Raw genomic sequence first — 16782 nt, 5'->3', positions numbered from 1 at the left:
GTTGACGCGGATACTTGTCAAAGCTAGTCCATCCTCCTTTATTAACAGTAAAATTATCACTTATGCCTATAAAGGCTTCACCAAAAGTTCCATTACTTTGACCAAGAGAGACAAAGACATTATCATATCCAAAGCCAACAATATCTGCGCGACCATCACCATTCACATCAGCGAGTTGACGCGGATACTTGTCAAAGCTAGTCCATCCTCCTTTATTAACAGTAAAATTATCACTTATGCCTATAAAGGCTTCACCAAAAGTTCCATTAGTTTGACCTAAAGATACGTAAACAGCATTACCTGCAAAACCAACAATATCTGCACGACCATCACCATTCACATCAGCGAGTTGAGGCGGATACTTGTCAAAGCTAGTCCATCCTCCTTTATTAACAGTAAAATTATCCTTTCTGGCTATAAAAGCTTGACCAAAAGTTCCATTACTTTGACCTAAAGATAGATAAACAGCATTACAGCTAAAACCAACGATATCAGTTCGATCATCACCATTTACATCAGCAACTTGGCGTGGAAATTTGCCAAAATTAGTCCATTTTTGCAAAAGGCTAAACTTGTTGAGAGCTAACTTTTTTGTTCCGTACATGGTGATAACAATGCTCCATTAAAAAAACTTATGATCATTGCACTACGTGAGATACCCCTTTGGGGCAATGGAAACCACAGCTACAAAGACAATAAATAAAATAGTAATAAATAAACTTTTTAATATACAACCCCTTGTAACATATTTTTTACATAGTCAATTTTAGTTAAACCATCATTGTCTTTCTTTGAAAACACGATAATCTATCACCCAAAAATTTAGATTTTTAGGATTAACATATATACAATTGACTATTCCAATTCCTTTGACGAGTCCATGTTCATTTCCACTATATTGCCTTCGCACTATTTCAATCTATAAAAGAAAATCTTTTATCTAAAACTGGCTCATCAAATATAATACAAGCATTTTCATCAGGGACAATTAAATCTTTCACATTCTCCCAAAGTAAACGAGGAGTTAATTTCTCATGTTTTAAATAATAATTAATTTTATCATGACTAATATTGTCCAAATGTTCTGCTAGATTAGTCATTGTGTAGTTGATTTGACTGCTAAGTAAATATTGGCAATAATTAAGTTTAGTAAATTTCATCGTTAATTGATTTTTTAATGCAACCTCTAATTATTCTCACATAAAATTAATACCCGAAATTTACTATTAACAATTATAAAAAAGTCTAATTTCAGAAAATATCGCTTGCAATACAAAAGTACTACTAAGTGGCGATCGCAATGTGCCAGTTGCGTAAGTCCTGGCTTTAAGTCCTTCTCGCCTTATTTGAGTTTCTTCTTGAACTTTTTCTTTTTGCTTATCGTAATCTTCATTACTTTTTTTAACAAGATCACTTGAATTTGAATTTTGCTTTAAAAAAGCTATTTCATTGACTTGTTTATTATGAATTATCTCCAATGCGTTCCTCTCTTCTTTGCTAAACTCTGCATTTTTTTGAACATTCGCCTCATCGATTTTTTGGTTTATTTGATTTTCAAAAATTTTTATCTCCACAGGTTTAGCAATAACAAAACCTAATGAAAAAGCCAGCATTAAACGAGGAATGATTACTATGATATCTGCCCAAAAATTATTTTTTTTCTTCATGCTACTTAAAATAACAAACCTATCTAAATTAAAAATCTTTATTCCCCAAATAAAACCTACCGAACTAGAGACTAGAACAGAGTTAAATACAGTGTATAATGCATAGCTACCAGATAAAAAAGCTACAATGGCAGTAAGTACAATAGATGCATCTATTGGTGCATACTTATTCTCTTCTGAAAAACGGTTTTCAGGAGACATAGAATCATCTGATACGATGTTAATATTTATACCAGAAGCAAATGAAAGAAATTTTTTCAAGCTTGGAAAAGACATTTTAGACTCCTTTGGTAGTAGTTAATGGTATTCGTAAGTTCTCTTCAACCCATACCAGTATCTTCATGCTATGTTGTGGATCATACAAGAGGATAAAGTCAGATGTTTATTAATTAATGAATTAGGAATACTCAAAAATCAAAAATAGGTAAAAGTCAGGTAAAGTCAGTTAATGAATGAAAATAGTATAATTCTTCTCTAGGAGTGTTAGATAATAAATTATTTATATGACTGTATATAAAATTAAAAGTAAATATATTGGAAAATGTAAAGGACAGCCTTGATGACAGCAGCGAAGTCAAATTTTGAATATCAAATAGGAGGGAGTCTTGAGAGTAGCGCTCCTAGCTATGTGAAACGACGTGCTGATACAGAATTTTATGAGCGCTTAAAGTGGGGTCAGTTTTGTTATGTGCTGAACTCGCGGCAAATGGGCAAGTCTAGCTTACGAGTGCAGATGATGCAAAGGCTACAAGCAGAAGGAATCATCTGTGTGTTTATTGACTTGACAGGAATGGGAACACAGGATGTCACTCCAGAAAAGTGGTATGCAGGGATTGTCCAATCTTTGGTGAGTAGTTGTCAACTGCACTCCAAAATTCAATGGCGGAGTTGGTGGCGTGAGCGGCGAGATTTGCTTTCACCGGTGCAGTGTTTGAGCAAATTTATTGAAGAAGTACTTCTAGTAGAGGTAAAGCAAAATATAGTTATTTTTATTGATGAAATTGATCGCGTTTTGAGTCAGAATTTCTCATTGGATGATTTTTTTGCTTTAATTAGATTCTTTTTTCAGCAACGAGAAGTTAATTATGAATATAGGCGTTTGACTTTTGCACTATTGGGGGTTGCAAATCCTAACGAACTGATTCAAGATAAGACCCAGACACCATTCAATATTGGCAAGGCGATTGAACTGCAAGGATTTCAGCCTGATGAAGTGCAACCATTAATGGATGGTTTGAACCAGAGAGTGAGTAACCCCGAAGCAGTTCTCATGCAGATACTAGAATGGACGGGTGGGCAACCGTTTTTGACGCAAAAGCTGTGTCAGTTTATAGTTTTGGAGTCAACTGCTCAAAGATTTTCATCGGTTGAGCAAGTAATAAGGTCGCACATTGTTGAGAATTGGGAATCTCAAGATGAACCTGAGCATTTGAGGACGATTCGCGATCGCATTTTGTACAGAAATGAAAAACGTACAGGTAGATTATTAGAATTATACCAGCAAATTTTACGTCAAGGAGAAATTTATGCTGATGGAACTCCTGAACAAATCGAATTACGACTGTCAGGGTTAGTAGTTGAGGAACAACGCAAGCTCAAGGTATATAATCGCATTTACAAAGCTGTATTCAACCACAGTTGGGTTGAGCGGAAATTAGCAGAGTTGCGACCTTATGCAGAAGCGATCGCAGCCTGGTCAGCATCAGCTTGCCAAGATGAATCTTATCTATTGCGAGGACAAGTTTTACAGGATACCTTAGCTTGGGCATTAGGTAAAAGTCTTGGCGATTTAGATTATCAATTTTTAGCCGCTAGTCAGGAATTAGCCAAACGCCAAGCCCAAATGTCACTACAAGCACTAGCACAAGCTAATAAACTTTTGGCACAAGCTAGACAAAAAGCCAAGCTAGAAGTTTTGCAACGACGAATTGGCTTATTTTGGATACCACGGGTTGCGATATGTGTGACTGCACCTATTCTGCTGCTGCGCTTTGGTGGACTGTTGCAGGGTGGCGAGTGGAATATGCTTGACCAATTTTTGGGGTGGCGGCTATTGCTAGAATCACCAGAGAAGCGGATAGCGATTGTCACTATTGATGAAGAAGATATACAAAAGGCAGGAAAGTGGCCTATCCCCGATGGAGTTTTAGCTAAGGCAGTTGCCAATATTAAAGCCCAAAAACCTAGAGCTATTGGTTTAGATATTATTCGAGATTTGCCTGTAGAACCTGGGCATCAGGACTTAGTTAACATCTTCAAATCAACTCCTAACTTATATGGAATTGAAAAAGTTGTAAATCCCATTATTGCGCCTCCTCCCAGTCTCAACGCAAAAAGAGTCGGCTTTGCCGATCAGGTGGTGGATGCAGATGGCAAGGTACGTCGTGCATTATTATCAGTAAACCTCTCGCAAAATGAAACAGGCTACAGTTTGGCAATGAAACTGGCGCAGCACTATTTAGAGTCCGAAGGAATAACCATAGAATTGGTTGAGAACGATCGCCAACGTCAAAGGTTGCGTTGGGGGAAAGCAGTGTTTGAAAGGTTTGTGGGCAATGATGGAGGCTACGTCCATGCGGATTCTGGAGGTTATCAGATTTTGCTGAACTTTAGAGGGAATCAGGAAAATTTTGCTACTTTCCCTTTAAGGGATATCTTGGCAAAGCGCATTCCCCCTGATAGTTTACGCGATCGCCTAGTTTTGATTGGCACTACTGCTGCCAGCATTAAAGATGTATTTTATACGCCCTATAATAGTAGTCTATTTAGTTCTTCGCAGCCGATGACTGGGGTCACTGTTCATGCCAATATTATCAGTCAAATAATTAGTGCTGTTATTGATGGTAGACCTTTGCTTCGGGTTTGGCAAAAACCCATAGAATGGCTGTGGATTTTAGTTTGGGCGGGGTTAGGAGCATTAGTAAGCCGACAGTTGAGGTCTTCAATGGCGATCGCTAGCAGTATAATCCTTGCTGGTGGAGGGCTTTTGGGGATTTGCTTTTTAGCCTTTTGCTTGGGCTGGTGGTTACCCTTGATTCCCTCACTGCTAGTGCTTTTGGGGTCAGCAGTTACCTTAGAGTTGGTTACTTATGAGCAACTCGAAAGACTCCAATTCCATCATATTTTGGCACTGCTTTTAGAAATGTGCCAAGACCATCCCCTTACTGGAGCAATTGCCATTGAATACCTCAAGCAGTCAGAAAGCCAGGATAATCAGGCTTTTATTGAGCAGCAGTTACGAGAAAAACAGTTAGCCACTTCTACAATCGAAGTGGTTGAGTAGCGATCGCTTCTAGCCCTACAGACTTCAGAAAGTCACTCCAGATATCTGCTATGGCTTGATTATCAGGCTGAGTGTTTTTGATTTGAGCTAAAGTAATGACCGCATCGTACCAAATTCCGCGTTCACTGTAAGCATCTACCTGCTCCAAAGTTGTCCGCTGCTGACTCTGGAGTTGAGGTAAAGCCACACGGCGTACCCACGAGGTGATTACTGGATCGTTAGGGCTAGGTTTTTCCTCACATATCAACTCTAAAGCCCACTGATAATTTTTGCCTACTTCTAGAGGGGGTGAGCTATCTGCTGACTTGATGCTAGTAATACCAGGTTTACCTTTAATGGGAATGAAAGTTTGGGAATAAAGCTGATTGTTTTCTGTGATTAAGCTTAAGACTAGTTGCTTGGCAGATGTTTGCGGCAGATAGACTAAAAATATCGGATGTTCTGCTGTAGTCAACCCATAGTTGCTGTTAGAGGGAACAAGGGACATTACAGGGGTCTGGTTAGATGAAGTGGCTGTTGATGTTGTATCTTGAGGACATTGCCCATTCCGAGACCCTGCTGATGATGTGGATTTTGGCTTACCCTGATTTGATGGTGGTTTGAATATTATATGTTGGGATTTTGAGCGATTAGTCGCCGTTGGAATATTTGCATTTGATTGGGCAATTGTTGGTTGCGTCCCCATCACAAACAACCCGATCGTCATTAGACCAATCAACTGTTGATTATTTAACATGGGTTATCTTTTGGTAAAGTCTATCTTTAATTAAGTGATACTCATTACTAATGCTCAATTCCGCAAAAATAGTATACTACTTGCTGGCTACAACCAATTACCTATTTAGGAACGTGCATTAAATAAAATGCAAAACTTCATCAATTATCACGATCCCTCTCCAATATATCGGAGAGGGATTGAGGGTGAGGTAAGCTAGGGATATAAATTGTATGTTATTTAATTCTTGTTCCTTATACCAATTCTGTATGAAGATGCGCCAAAATATATAGGGAACGAATCACAAAGGGCGCAAAGGACACAAAGAAACAAAGAAACAAAGAAACAAGAAGCCAAAAAAATTTGGCGCAGCCTCACAAAGAAATGGTATTAGAGGGAACAAGGGACATTACAGGGATCTGGTTAAATGAAGTGGCTGTTAATGTTGTATCTTGAGGAAATTGCCCATTCCGAGACCCTGCTGATAATGTGGATTTTGGCTTACCCTGATTTGATGGTGGTTTGAATATTATATGTTGGGATTTTGAGCGATTATTCGGCGTTGGAATATTTGCATTTGATTGGGCAATTCTTGGTTGCGTCCCCATCACAAACAACCCGATCGTCATTAGACCAATCAACTGTTGATTATTTAACATGAGTTATCTTTTGGTAAAGTCTATCTTTAATTAAGTGATACTCATTACTAATGCTCAATTCCGCAAAAATAGTGTACTAATTGCTGGCTACAACCAATTACCTACTAAGACAAATGGCGCCCAGTAGTAAGGACGATGATAATTTGGCGATCGCAACAGAGACAACTGAGCTTGACGAAGTGCCTCAGCTTTAGTTACTCCGGGTTGGCTTAATTCTGAATAGAACTTGTTCATCAGCTCAACTGTAGATTCATCTTCTACTGACCAAAGCGTTGCTAATGTACTACGGGCCCCGGAACGCACCGCCACCCCTGCTAGTCCCAGAACCGCTCGATTATCACCTGCGGCAGTTTGGCAAGCACTCAAAATTAACAATTCTAAAGGACTTCGGCCAGGGCGATCGGGTGCTTGCAATAATTGATCTAATTCTTTAACATTAATCCGACCATCCCAAGCCAACAAAAAGGTATCTTCAGCCTGGGAAGAAAATTGACCGTGGGTTGCTAAATGAATAATGGGGAAAGATGCATTGTCGATTTTAACTTTCAGGCGATTGCGGGTAAATTCTTTGTTTAAGAGAACTTCTGTGGGAACTATCTTTGCAATCTCCCGAATTTCCTCTTCCACTCCCGGTAGTTTGGAAAACCCTTGACTAGCCTCAGCCAAACCTCCCACTAAAGTTTGCAATTTGTTTGGAGAAAGCGAAGGTGAATACAACAGCTGCAACCCTGGACTCAAAGCAAGGCTATATTTTTCAATCAGATACTTATGCTGCTGACTATCATAAAGTGCCGACATGGGTACTGCGCGCAAAACTCCATCTAGTACAAACACCAAAGTTTTAATGTCATCCTTTTGCAGTTCTGCCTCAATTGGACGGATTAACCAATCATAAAAAATTGTTTGGGGACGAAGTGAATCTAAGTAGATGTAACGGGTGAAGTCAGCAAACAGATCATTGTAGACACGCTCAACCTCCCCGATTTCTCCTGGCTGAGAATTAGGCTTCAGAGGTGTTGCATAGTATTTTAAGGGTTTTTGAGGTCGAGACAAGATCACAGCAAGGCGATCGGGTAAAATAATCGAATAGATGACCGCAGCAGTTGGATCTAACTGGTCGATTGGTTGGGGTTGGCTGGTTACACAAGCTTCCCGAAAGAAGTTGGTCAGTTCTGCTAGTTGAAGTGCTTCTATAACATCACGAGCAAGTTTGAGATTCTCCTGATTAATCTCCGTTTGCTTTATCTGTTGAGAAGCTTGGGGTGGCAAGAGCAAATTGACCAGTTCTCGATAGACTGGTTCTACACTATCCCGAAAAGTAAATTGAATTTCTGGGTTAATACCAACTAAGTCCTTACGCAAAGACTGAAGAGTTTCATAGGCTAAGGTGTAGGCTTTGAGTGCGCTTTTTGGGTCTTGTTGAGTTTGGTAAATTCGTCCTAGCTGCCATTGCCAAAGATAGGTGATACTAGAATCATTAAAAGCAGATTTCTGCTCTAAAGCTTGTTCAGTTAATTGTCGTGCCTCTGCCAATTTTCCCATTTGCAAATAAACTCCTCCTAGATAACCACGCACATCGGCTTCGGCTTGCTTGTCTCCCAATTGTTGAGCTTGGTTGAGGGCGGTTTCTAAAATTTGCCCAATTTCTGGCCATGAGGGAATTTTTGAGTATTCAAGAGTTTTAACACCAGTGGCCGTAGGTGTATTTTTTCTGATGCTACATAGTTGCAGAATTGGGGATAAAGCATTTGATGAGTTTTCACTCAGTCCTAATTGCAGACACATCAAACTTTGAGCAAATTTGATGTGAGCATAGACAGTGGGATGACTAATAGATAAGTCATTGAGGTTAGACGTGATTTCAGATAGCAAAATTGGTACTTCAGTCCATTGTTGAGTTTGTACCAAAAGGCTAAATCGATTCAATTGAGCTTGTTTTTTGATATCTGATGAGGTAGATGATTCAGCTTGCCGATAGCAACTAGCAGCCTGTTGATAAAATTGGGCAGCATCGGCTATACTAGCTCCTTGAATGCAGTTTATAGGCTGTGTAAGGGCTAGCTGTTGTTGGCTTGATTTTCCCAACTGTATTTTTCTATTACCCAAAGACCGGGCTGTATTGCCTAAACTCAGGTAGGTAGCAGCCAGATTTTGCGAATCTCCTGATTGTTGAGCTAATTGCCCAGCTGCGAATAAGACCATTTGCGATTGTTCGAGTTGACTAACAACTCGTAAAACATTGCCGAGACTACGCAAAGCCAAAATATGTAAAGACAAGGAATTTTTCTGCTTGACAAATCGTTCCTGAAGGGTTTCCAATTCTTGTTTTGTTATCTGGCAGTTTTGATGATCAAGTTCTAAAGTTTTGAGTAGGGTCTTGCAAGCCTTTGGGTAAAGACCCAAATCTTGCATAGCTTGAGCTTGGTTAATCTGGCTTCTAATTGCACCATTTTGATTGCCGAGATTTTGATAAATTTCAGCCGCTTCTTTCCAAGTTGCGAGGGCTGCTTCTGATTCTCCTACTGCTAGTTGCAACTGTCCTTGAATGTCTAATGTGGAACTGAGGATTTGCGTTAGCGCAGCTCCTCTTTCGGAGGCTCGCTCTGGTGTTTTTGGCTGTGTTTGCAGGATATTTAAGCTGGTAGCGATCGCTTTTTTGGCTTGCTCCCACCTGCCAAGTTGTTGAGCCGTGAGGGCAAGATTGCTCAACGCCATTGCCTGGTTGAGTTTATCCTCTCGCGCCGCAAAAGCCGCAGCTATCTGTTCCCAAACGGTTAGAGCTTGTGCAAATTGCCCATTTTTATAAAGGGATTTGCCTTGTTCTACCAATTGTAAAGGCTCTTGTTGAGTTTGGGCGATCGCAGTTGATGCCCAAACCTGGGTAGTAACCAGCACTCCTCCCACAGACAAGAAAAATAATAAAAGTGCTAAGATTAGCGATCGCACTTGACTACTATAAAATCTACGGACTATGAAATTAGTCTGTTTATAATCGCTAATTTTCGAGAAAAATCTTGCTTTGAGCGATTGCCCTCTCTGCTTTTTTTTATTCATATTTTCTTGATTCTGTCAAGTCATTCACAAAAATATCTATTTTCACCTTTTGTCCTGCGTCTCATCGTGCAGAACAACTATCTAATTTCTTAGGTAAGCGATGAATTTCAGTGACTTTGGGATTGTAGGCGGTGAGAATTACTTCACCTTTATTGTTGAATATCCATCCTTGAGCCGGCACAATTGGGCTGGGGATTTGGGATGGGGAATTATGGCTAGAGGAGGTTTTTTGTGGTGGTTTTACATTGCTGACGGTTGACACTGGTTCAACTAAACCAACCTGAGTCGCTTCTTGGCTTAAGTCTTCGTTGGGACTAGGAGGTAACCCACCCCGTCCGGTGATCGTGAATTCACTAGCAACACCTTTACTACAGGGATTTTGGGCGATTTGGTCATTGGGATTGACAATAGTTGCGGGTAATTCCACTAAATTCCGGCTGGGATCAATCAACCGATTGATGTTTATCACTCCCGGATTGCCACCAAATTCTGAACTAGCGGTGATGTCATTTAAGAAATCTCTAGGTTTGTCCCGAAATTCAATCCCAAAGATTCCGGTAGCTGTAATATCAACACGACCACCCTTACCATAAGTTGCATTGGCGGTTATATCACTACCATTTGGTTTTGAGGGTGGTGCAACTAGAAATTGGGTATCAATCTTAATGTTCCCGCCAGTACCAATTGCCCCTGGTTGGCTTTCAATGCCTGCACTGGTACTAATTTTGCTGTCGCCTGACATCAGCAATAAATCTGCTACGTCTAGCTTGATATTGCCGCCTGTTTCTTTGGCGGTTTCAGCTGAGATCGTTCCTTGATCCAAAGTTAGAGAATTGGCTTGCACAGATATATCACCTCCAACTCCACTTCCCTGACTATTGACAGAGAGTTTGGCGCCATTTTGAATCAGGACATTTTTGGGGGAGCCAATCACGAAGATATTACCGCCAGCACTGGTAGAAGTCTTTTCAGTCTCAGCTAAGACTGCGGTTCCAAAGTCAGACAGAGTAAGGCTGTTTGGTACATTCAGTGTGATATTGCCTGCTTGTAAACTAGCTGAAGTGTTAGTACGAATTTGTCCGCCACTGGAAAGTTTAATAGTGTCAGATGTGATCTCAATGTTACCAGCATTGCCATTTCCATTACTATTGGCGCTGACAATAGCCGCATTACTTATTTGCAAGCGAGGAGCCTTGATTGTAATCCCTTCGGAGCCTCCGGTTGCGCCAGCCCCAACTTCACTACTAATAGTGGAAGTACCGTCAAAAAATACCCTATCAGAAGCTGTGACTTGGATCAAGCCGGAATTGCCTTTCCCTAAAGTAGTAGTAATTACTTTTGCACCATTCGTCACCTTTAAAATCGGGGTTTCAATCACGATACTGCCAGATTTTCCAACTGCTTCGTTACCAACTAGACTCGCCACATAAGTACTATTGCCGTTATTTTTTCCATCAAAGATTACGTTGTCAGTGGCAGTAATACGAATTGCACCTGCATCGCCTGAGCCTTTAGTGCTGGCATCGAGAAAAGCGCCATTCGTTACCTGTAAAATTGGGGTTTCAATCACGATATCGCCAGATTTTCCAACTGCTCTTTCAACAACTTGGCTGAATACTCCACTAGAGAAACCGTTGTCAGTCTCTCCATCAAAGAGTACCTTGTCAGTGGCAGTAATACGGATTGCGCCTGCATTGCCTGAGCCTTTAGTACTAGTATCCAGAAACGCACTATTCGTCACCATTAAAATTGGGGTTTCAATCACGATATCGCCAGATTTTCCAACTGCTTCTTCACCAACTTGACTCAGTAAGGCAGTGCGATTGCCTTTGCTCTCCCCATCAAGGAGTACCTTGTCAGTGGCAGTAATGCGGATTGCGCCTGCCTGTCCTGAGCCTTTACCTTTAATGCTAGTATCCAGAAACGCACCATTCGTCACCTCTAAAATTGGAGTTTTAATCACGATATCGCCAGATTTTCCAACTGCTTCTTCAACAACTTGACTCTGTAAGGCAGTGCGGTTGTTTGTGGCAGACTCTCCATCAAAGAGTACCTTGTCAGTGGCAGTAATGCGGATTGCGCCTGCATTGCCTGAGCCTTTAATGCTGCTGCTGAGTTGAGCACCATTAGTAACTGTTAGACTATCTGCGTTGATTTCAATTCCACCAGAGTTGCCTTCAGCGCCCTTTTCCACTTGGCTATAGACGTAACTGAAATTGGTGGGGTTACTTCCTCCATCAAATAGCACCTTGTCAGTGGCAGTAATGTTGATCTTACCTGCATCTCCCTTTCCGGAAGTACTGGCACCAAGTTGAGCGCCTTCTCTCACCTCAAGAGAACGAGCTTTGATATTGATGTCACCAGAGTTGCCTTGCCCTCCAATCTCTACTTGATTCAATGCTCCACTACTGGCGCCACTAAAAACTACCTGATCGGTGGCATTAATTTCAATATTTCTCGCCTGAGTTTCAGGTGAATCGAAATGTGGGTCTATTCCAGCTAATAACCGACCTCCTCCGACAATATTTAAGTTACGACTGTTAATAGCGATACTACCGCCACCCTTACTCTGAACATTCACAACTGCTCCTTGAGACAGGGATACATCAGCTCGTTCAATACTATTGGGAAAACTTAGAGAAGCTACTCTTGGTATTCCTTGGGACTCTTGGACATTTAAACCAACTATTCCCGCACCAGTCAATCCTCCCAACTCAATGCGACCCCCAGGTACCTGCAACTTTCCACCATCAAGGCTGACATTTCCACCGACCAGCGCCAAAGTGTTCCCCGCCGGTAAGTAAAGAACAGCAGATGATTGATTGACAATGCTTGCTGAATTCTCTCTCAAGCGCAATCCTACAGGAATATTCACTGTCAGCAGTGGCGGGGCTTGGGGGTTTGTGGCGCTAAACTCCAACCTATTATCAAACACTAGGCTATCTGCACTAGAAGCTACAAATGAACCTCTTAGATCCAAAGAGGCATTGGAACCAAAGACAATTCCATTAGGATTAATCAAAAACAGGTTTGCATTCCCATTACCCGAAACCCCCAGAGTTCCCAGAATATTCGAGGCATTACTCCCTGTCACCCGAGTCAAAATATTCGTAATTCCTTCTGGATTTGTAAAATAGGCTTTTGCTCCTTCACCAACGTTAAATTCTTTGAAGCTGTGGAATAGGTTGCTTCCTTGAATTGCTCCCCCAGAAATCTGGTCAATAGAACCGTTTGGTACTACAACTGAACTTTTATCGCCTAGAGTCCCATCAGGTGTAATTTGTGCTTTTGCTGGACAAGGAGCGATACAAGACAACAAAGCCAACACAAAATTTACCCCTATAGATAGAGGTAAAGTAGAAGACAGGAGCGATCGCTTGGGATGTTGCATAACTTTTGATTTCTAGACCTTTGTTAATTAGAAATTTTTTGACAAAATTTTTTTAGAAAGGATTCGCAACTATTGAAAAATAAATACCCTCTTCCTGTAAAGTCCTGTCTCTGTCTTGAATATTTGTTAATGGAATGCCATAATCAAGGCGAGCATTCAGGCGATCGCTCATTTGCCACTGTAAACCCAATCCCAACCCCAGCAAAGTATTCGGATTTGGGTCTGGATTGCCGGAACTGTTCCAACCCACACCAAAATCAATAAACGGCACTACTTGCAAAACTCCTCCGACGTTTTTTAGCCGCAGTACTGGTAATTGTATTTCTGCTGATGCCAAAAAGCCGTTATCTGTCAAGAGAATATCCTGTCGATAACCCCGAACACTACGCAGACCGCCCAGCCCAAATTGCTCTAAAGGCACAAGGGCACGGCTTGAGAATTGCAGGTCAGAACGGATGACGAATAAAGTCTGCGGTGCTAAAAGTCGCACGTATTGTCCTTGCCCCCGCCAAGAAAAAAACCGAGAATCAGGAGGGTCATTGTTGACGGTAGCATTAAAGACATCTAAACCGAGGTTAAATTGAGAGCGCAGGGCTAAGGCTTCTTGAGAATTCCTCTGCTGATATTCTTGGAAGAATTGTAACGCAAAGATGCGGGTTTCTCCCTGTTCATTAGCACCGGCTGACAGCAGGGGAAAACCTAGCAGTTGAGATTTGCTTTCTTGTCGTAACGCAGATAGACCCACAGCAAATTCTCTGTTGGGAGATAAAATTAAAGGTTGACGAAAACCTAACTCGAAGTAATTGGAATTACCAATGATATCTAAGCGGTCAAAGGGTGGTTCGACAATTTCAGTATTCGTCAACCCACCTCTGAGGGTAATTGTGCCATTACGAGGATTAACAGGTATGTTGTAGCGCAAGTCAAAGGAGTTGCTACCATCAGTATTGATATATTCCAGATTCAAGCCATCCCCAAAACCGAATAAATTTCCTTCGTTAATGCGGACACCGCGTCGTAAGCTGCCAACACTAGGCGCACGAGCATTATCTATAAAAAATTCTGTATTAAAGGAGTCGGCTTCTACTACCTTGACTGTCAGTAAACTTAATTCTGGACGCGACCCAGCAGACAATTCGGCTGATATATTCTGAATTAGGGGGTCAAGTTGCAATAGTTGCAAAGCTGACAGCAAACGCTTTTGATTTAAGGGTCTAGCGGTGGCAATAGCTAATCTGCTACGGATGTAGTTCGAGTTCAACCGTCGTGTACCCGTCACCGCAATTTCTTCTAGCCCTCCTTCAATAATCTGGATTTTGACGACAGATCCCTGTTGAGATAAGGTTTGACCAGCCGGAATCACAGCACCACAATTAATATACCCCGCGTCGGTATAGAGTTTGCTGACAGTAGCCTCAACTTGTAGTAATTCTACAAAGGTTAGCGATCGCTTGGTAAATTGGGCAGTAACTTTAGTTAACTTTTCGTCGCTAAATGCTGTGTTTCCATCAAACTCGAATTTGCTAACGATGATACTTTGAGGAAGGTCTAAGTGTTCTTGATAGGAGGGAAATTTTTTAAGAGGAAGTTCAAGGGCAGGTTCTGGTCGTGGCTGTGGGATTGGGATTGGGATTGGGATTGGCTTTGAGTCGAGAACCTGAGACAAAATTGGGTCTAATCTTAGTTGCTTCAACTTTGATAAGCCTGTTGCCGGTACTGGGATCTGACGCAATTGATGCTGGCTCGTCAACAGACGAGTTTCTGACAAAGCTAAGTTTTCAATTTCTTCAACAGACTGTCTTTGGTTCTTAATAGGCAAGACATCAGCCAAGGCACTACCCTGGTTAAAAGCAAGTAACACTCCTAAAATTCTGGCAATTTTTAGAGCTAGTGTTAAATCCCAAAAGCATACACAGCATACTTTCCCCATTTTTATTAAAAAGCTTGCTATTTTTAAAATCATTTTGCCACCACCAGATTTAGACAAGCAAAAAACCCTGATTTACAGAAATTTCTCACCTCTTTAACTGCTACAGAAGATGGTTTGCTTAATCGTATTACCTACTATTTGCATAAAGCTACAAAGGCACAGAAACGGATTTGAGAAAATTTTACCACTTCAGCTATATATTTGATAGCTTTTTGCTCCTACAGCAGATTGCAGCTTCATCCCAGATTTATCACAACCTCGAAAAAAAACGGTAGTATAAACTGACAAAATGTATATATAGCAAGCATTTAAAAAAATTTAAAGTATGACTCGACCAGCAACGCGATCAATACCAAGGTAGTTCAGGTTTGAACAGCCAAAATCACCTGATGTAACTGATGATTTAGTACATGGTCATCAAGAGCAAGTTTTCTTCAATACCAGTTGCGTATGTCCTGATATCATTAGTTGCGACATAATCCGTTCTATCGGTAGAGATAGTAACCCGGAACAGTTTCACTTTTTTTTCAGCAGGGAATGCTTTAATTTTTATGATTTTAATCTCACAGAATCACGCCATTTTATTTTGAATTTTATGCCATCATCTTGTCAAAAGTATTATCTGCTTTCTTAGTTAAAACAACGTCAAAATAAGGTAAATATCATTTGTTCAATCTCTGAAGGGTAAAATAACTATTCCTCCAACTTTTGTTGCTTAGAAAAACCACTTTCTGAAGAAAAATTTTGACATTTGATCATTTTTGATCAACATCACACTCGTTGAGTATTCTCTTCCTGATTATTCTGATTTATTGCTTTTTTTTTGAATGTAATCTATTTATACTTCAAATTGAAGTGCAGAGTGTGGGTTATAAGAATATTGTTTATCTCCACATCCCCAACAAAATCGAGAAACGTAAGCAGATAGTTAAAATTCGTGGCATCTCTGGCTTTATCTCAAAGGCTGATTTTATAGAAGTTTTAATTAATCGTTCTTGGGCAAAAGCTGACCCATATAAATTAGAACCTGGATCGGATTGGGATGAACTGATTGCTAGAGGTAACACGGGTGATTTTTACGAAGTGAAACTCTACCAGCATGAAATCACTTGCACTTGTCACGCTTATTCAGGTTTAGAGAAAGCTTTTAATCAGGATGCAGTTGCAGCCAAACACTTAATGCTTAATATCAAAACTCAGGGACAAATCCCAGATAAACACATCTTTGCAGCCTGGAAGTACATCGGGGCTGAAACTCAACGTCAGTATGAGTACTGCTGGCTGAATCGTAGAGATGCGGCAGCAAATGAGACGCGGGGTAAGCTATGTGAATTTGACCATGAACTAGAGCCAGAATTTACAGACTGGTAATTAACTGGCCGCCAGCCCACAGCCATAGCGAAAAGTGCGGTCTTGGGGGTTTCCCCCAGGAGCAACTTTTCAAGAGAAGAGAGGGTCGCCCAGAGTGAACGGTATCCGACCAAGGTTCCTATGCACACCAGGCAAATTTATTTTAACACCACTCATTCTTGTTTGACGGAGTAAATCTATGGACATAAATCAGATTCTAGAAAAACTGAGCGATTTAATCAGCGAACTGGAAACCTTAATTAATGAGGCTGACGGCGAGGAACCTGTAATTACTGTTAGCCCTGATTCAATGTTTTTCTCAAACGTCTTTAAACGGATCTTTGACACTTATTTATGTGCCAGATGTAACCTCTCTTACAAAGTTGCTCCTCTCCTGTCGGAGACGCTTTGCGAACGGCGGAAACCGCCAAGACCGCACTTTGCGCTGCGAGGTGCATCTGTGAAAGAACAATATTACAGGCTGACTTTGGCAGATGCGATCGCCCACTTCGTATTAAGCCCCTAGAACTGTCTATTGAGTGGGATATTCCCGAAAGTAGCATTTATGAGGCGATCGCAAAGCTCAAAGATTCAGAATTAATCAGCATTGATCAAGCTTAACATCATTATCCGATGGCAAAGTGAAGAAGTCGGAGTCTTCTCTGCGAGACGCTCCGCGAAGGCGGTTTCCGTCGATTCCGTTCGTCCAAAGGACGCAAAGAAAGAAGTTAAA

Annotated in this window: 10 protein-coding genes and 2 pseudogenes; 3 read left to right on the top strand and 9 right to left on the bottom strand. The window is 41.0% G+C overall.

Going from position 1 to position 16782, the window contains the following annotated elements; translation table 11 throughout:
- The 3 genes and pseudogenes from V7K32_RS00855 to V7K32_RS00845 all read right to left on the bottom strand — a co-directional run.
- A partial coding sequence (locus tag V7K32_RS00855) for an FG-GAP repeat domain-containing protein (protein WP_334989448.1) occupies positions 1 to 604 on the bottom strand: 604 nt, incomplete at its 3' end.
- A gap of 122 nt (positions 605 to 726) precedes the next feature.
- A pseudogene (locus V7K32_RS28640) lies at positions 727 to 1160 on the bottom strand (IS701 family transposase); the annotation flags it as partial.
- Positions 1161 to 1226: 66 nt separating this feature from the next.
- Positions 1227 to 1943, bottom strand: coding sequence for a DUF4407 domain-containing protein (locus V7K32_RS00845; RefSeq protein ID WP_334989444.1), 717 nt, complete (start codon positions 1941 to 1943; stop codon positions 1227 to 1229).
- 283 nt (positions 1944 to 2226) lie between these two features.
- Here V7K32_RS00845 and V7K32_RS00840 point away from each other — a divergent pair, with 283 nt between their 5' ends.
- The gene (locus V7K32_RS00840; protein ID WP_334989442.1) at positions 2227 to 4950 is read left to right on the top strand and encodes a CHASE2 domain-containing protein; all 2724 of its coding nucleotides are present in this window, start codon (positions 2227 to 2229) and stop codon (positions 4948 to 4950) included.
- Here V7K32_RS00840 and V7K32_RS00835 read toward each other — a convergent pair.
- From V7K32_RS00835 to V7K32_RS00810, 6 genes and pseudogenes are all read right to left on the bottom strand, one after another.
- Complete coding sequence (locus tag V7K32_RS00835; RefSeq protein WP_334989439.1) at positions 4928 to 5686, bottom strand: DUF928 domain-containing protein; 759 nt, start codon at positions 5684 to 5686, stop codon at positions 4928 to 4930. The genes V7K32_RS00840 and V7K32_RS00835 overlap by 23 nt on opposite strands.
- Before the next feature lie 353 nt (positions 5687 to 6039).
- Positions 6040 to 6324, bottom strand: a complete 285-nt coding sequence (locus V7K32_RS00830; protein ID WP_334989437.1) for a hypothetical protein — start codon at positions 6322 to 6324, stop codon at positions 6040 to 6042.
- Positions 6325 to 6411: 87 nt separating this feature from the next.
- Entirely contained in the window at positions 6412 to 9378 is a 2967-nt protein-coding gene (locus V7K32_RS00825; RefSeq protein WP_334989435.1) for a CHAT domain-containing protein, read from the bottom strand.
- Positions 9379 to 9439: 61 nt separating this feature from the next.
- Positions 9440 to 12769: a two-partner secretion domain-containing protein gene (locus V7K32_RS00820; protein ID WP_334989434.1), complete on the bottom strand. Its 3330-nt coding sequence runs from the start codon at positions 12767 to 12769 to the stop codon at positions 9440 to 9442.
- 52 nt (positions 12770 to 12821) lie between these two features.
- On the bottom strand, positions 12822 to 14699 hold the full coding sequence (locus V7K32_RS00815) for a ShlB/FhaC/HecB family hemolysin secretion/activation protein (RefSeq protein ID WP_334989456.1): 1878 nt from the start codon (positions 14697 to 14699) through the stop codon (positions 12822 to 12824).
- A 442-nt stretch (positions 14700 to 15141) separates the two neighbouring features.
- Positions 15142 to 15258 (bottom strand): annotated as a pseudogene (locus tag V7K32_RS00810) (IS701 family transposase); the annotation flags it as partial.
- Positions 15259 to 15563: 305 nt separating this feature from the next.
- Here V7K32_RS00810 and V7K32_RS00805 point away from each other — a divergent pair.
- Entirely contained in the window at positions 15564 to 16070 is a 507-nt protein-coding gene (locus V7K32_RS00805) for a hypothetical protein (protein WP_334989432.1), read from the top strand.
- 178 nt (positions 16071 to 16248) lie between these two features.
- Positions 16249 to 16575, top strand: a complete 327-nt coding sequence (locus V7K32_RS00800) for a hypothetical protein (protein WP_334989430.1) — start codon at positions 16249 to 16251, stop codon at positions 16573 to 16575.
- Positions 16576 to 16782 lie beyond the last annotated feature (207 nt).

This window comes from Nostoc sp. (assembly GCF_036917635.1).
Lineage (GTDB): Bacteria > Cyanobacteriota > Cyanobacteriia > Cyanobacteriales > Nostocaceae > Nostoc.
Note: the sequence above shows the minus strand (reverse complement) of the source record. Positions and strands in the feature narration are given on the sequence as shown.

Excerpts from the sequence above, each read along its gene's own strand:
- V7K32_RS00800 (WP_334989430.1), top strand. The coding sequence starts at position 16,249 with ATGGACATAAATCAGATTCTAGAAAAACTGAGCGATTTAATCAGCGAA.
- V7K32_RS00815 (WP_334989456.1), bottom strand. The coding sequence starts at position 14,699 with ATGGGGAAAGTATGCTGTGTATGCTTTTGGGATTTAACACTAGCTCTA.
- V7K32_RS00820 (WP_334989434.1), bottom strand. The coding sequence starts at position 12,769 with ATGCAACATCCCAAGCGATCGCTCCTGTCTTCTACTTTACCTCTATCT.
- V7K32_RS00845 (WP_334989444.1), bottom strand. The coding sequence starts at position 1,943 with ATGTCTTTTCCAAGCTTGAAAAAATTTCTTTCATTTGCTTCTGGTATA.
- V7K32_RS00830 (WP_334989437.1), bottom strand. The coding sequence starts at position 6,324 with ATGTTAAATAATCAACAGTTGATTGGTCTAATGACGATCGGGTTGTTT.
- V7K32_RS00825 (WP_334989435.1), bottom strand. The coding sequence starts at position 9,378 with ATGAATAAAAAAAAGCAGAGAGGGCAATCGCTCAAAGCAAGATTTTTC.
- V7K32_RS00835 (WP_334989439.1), bottom strand. The coding sequence starts at position 5,686 with ATGTTAAATAATCAACAGTTGATTGGTCTAATGACGATCGGGTTGTTT.
- V7K32_RS00840 (WP_334989442.1), top strand. The coding sequence starts at position 2,227 with ATGACAGCAGCGAAGTCAAATTTTGAATATCAAATAGGAGGGAGTCTT.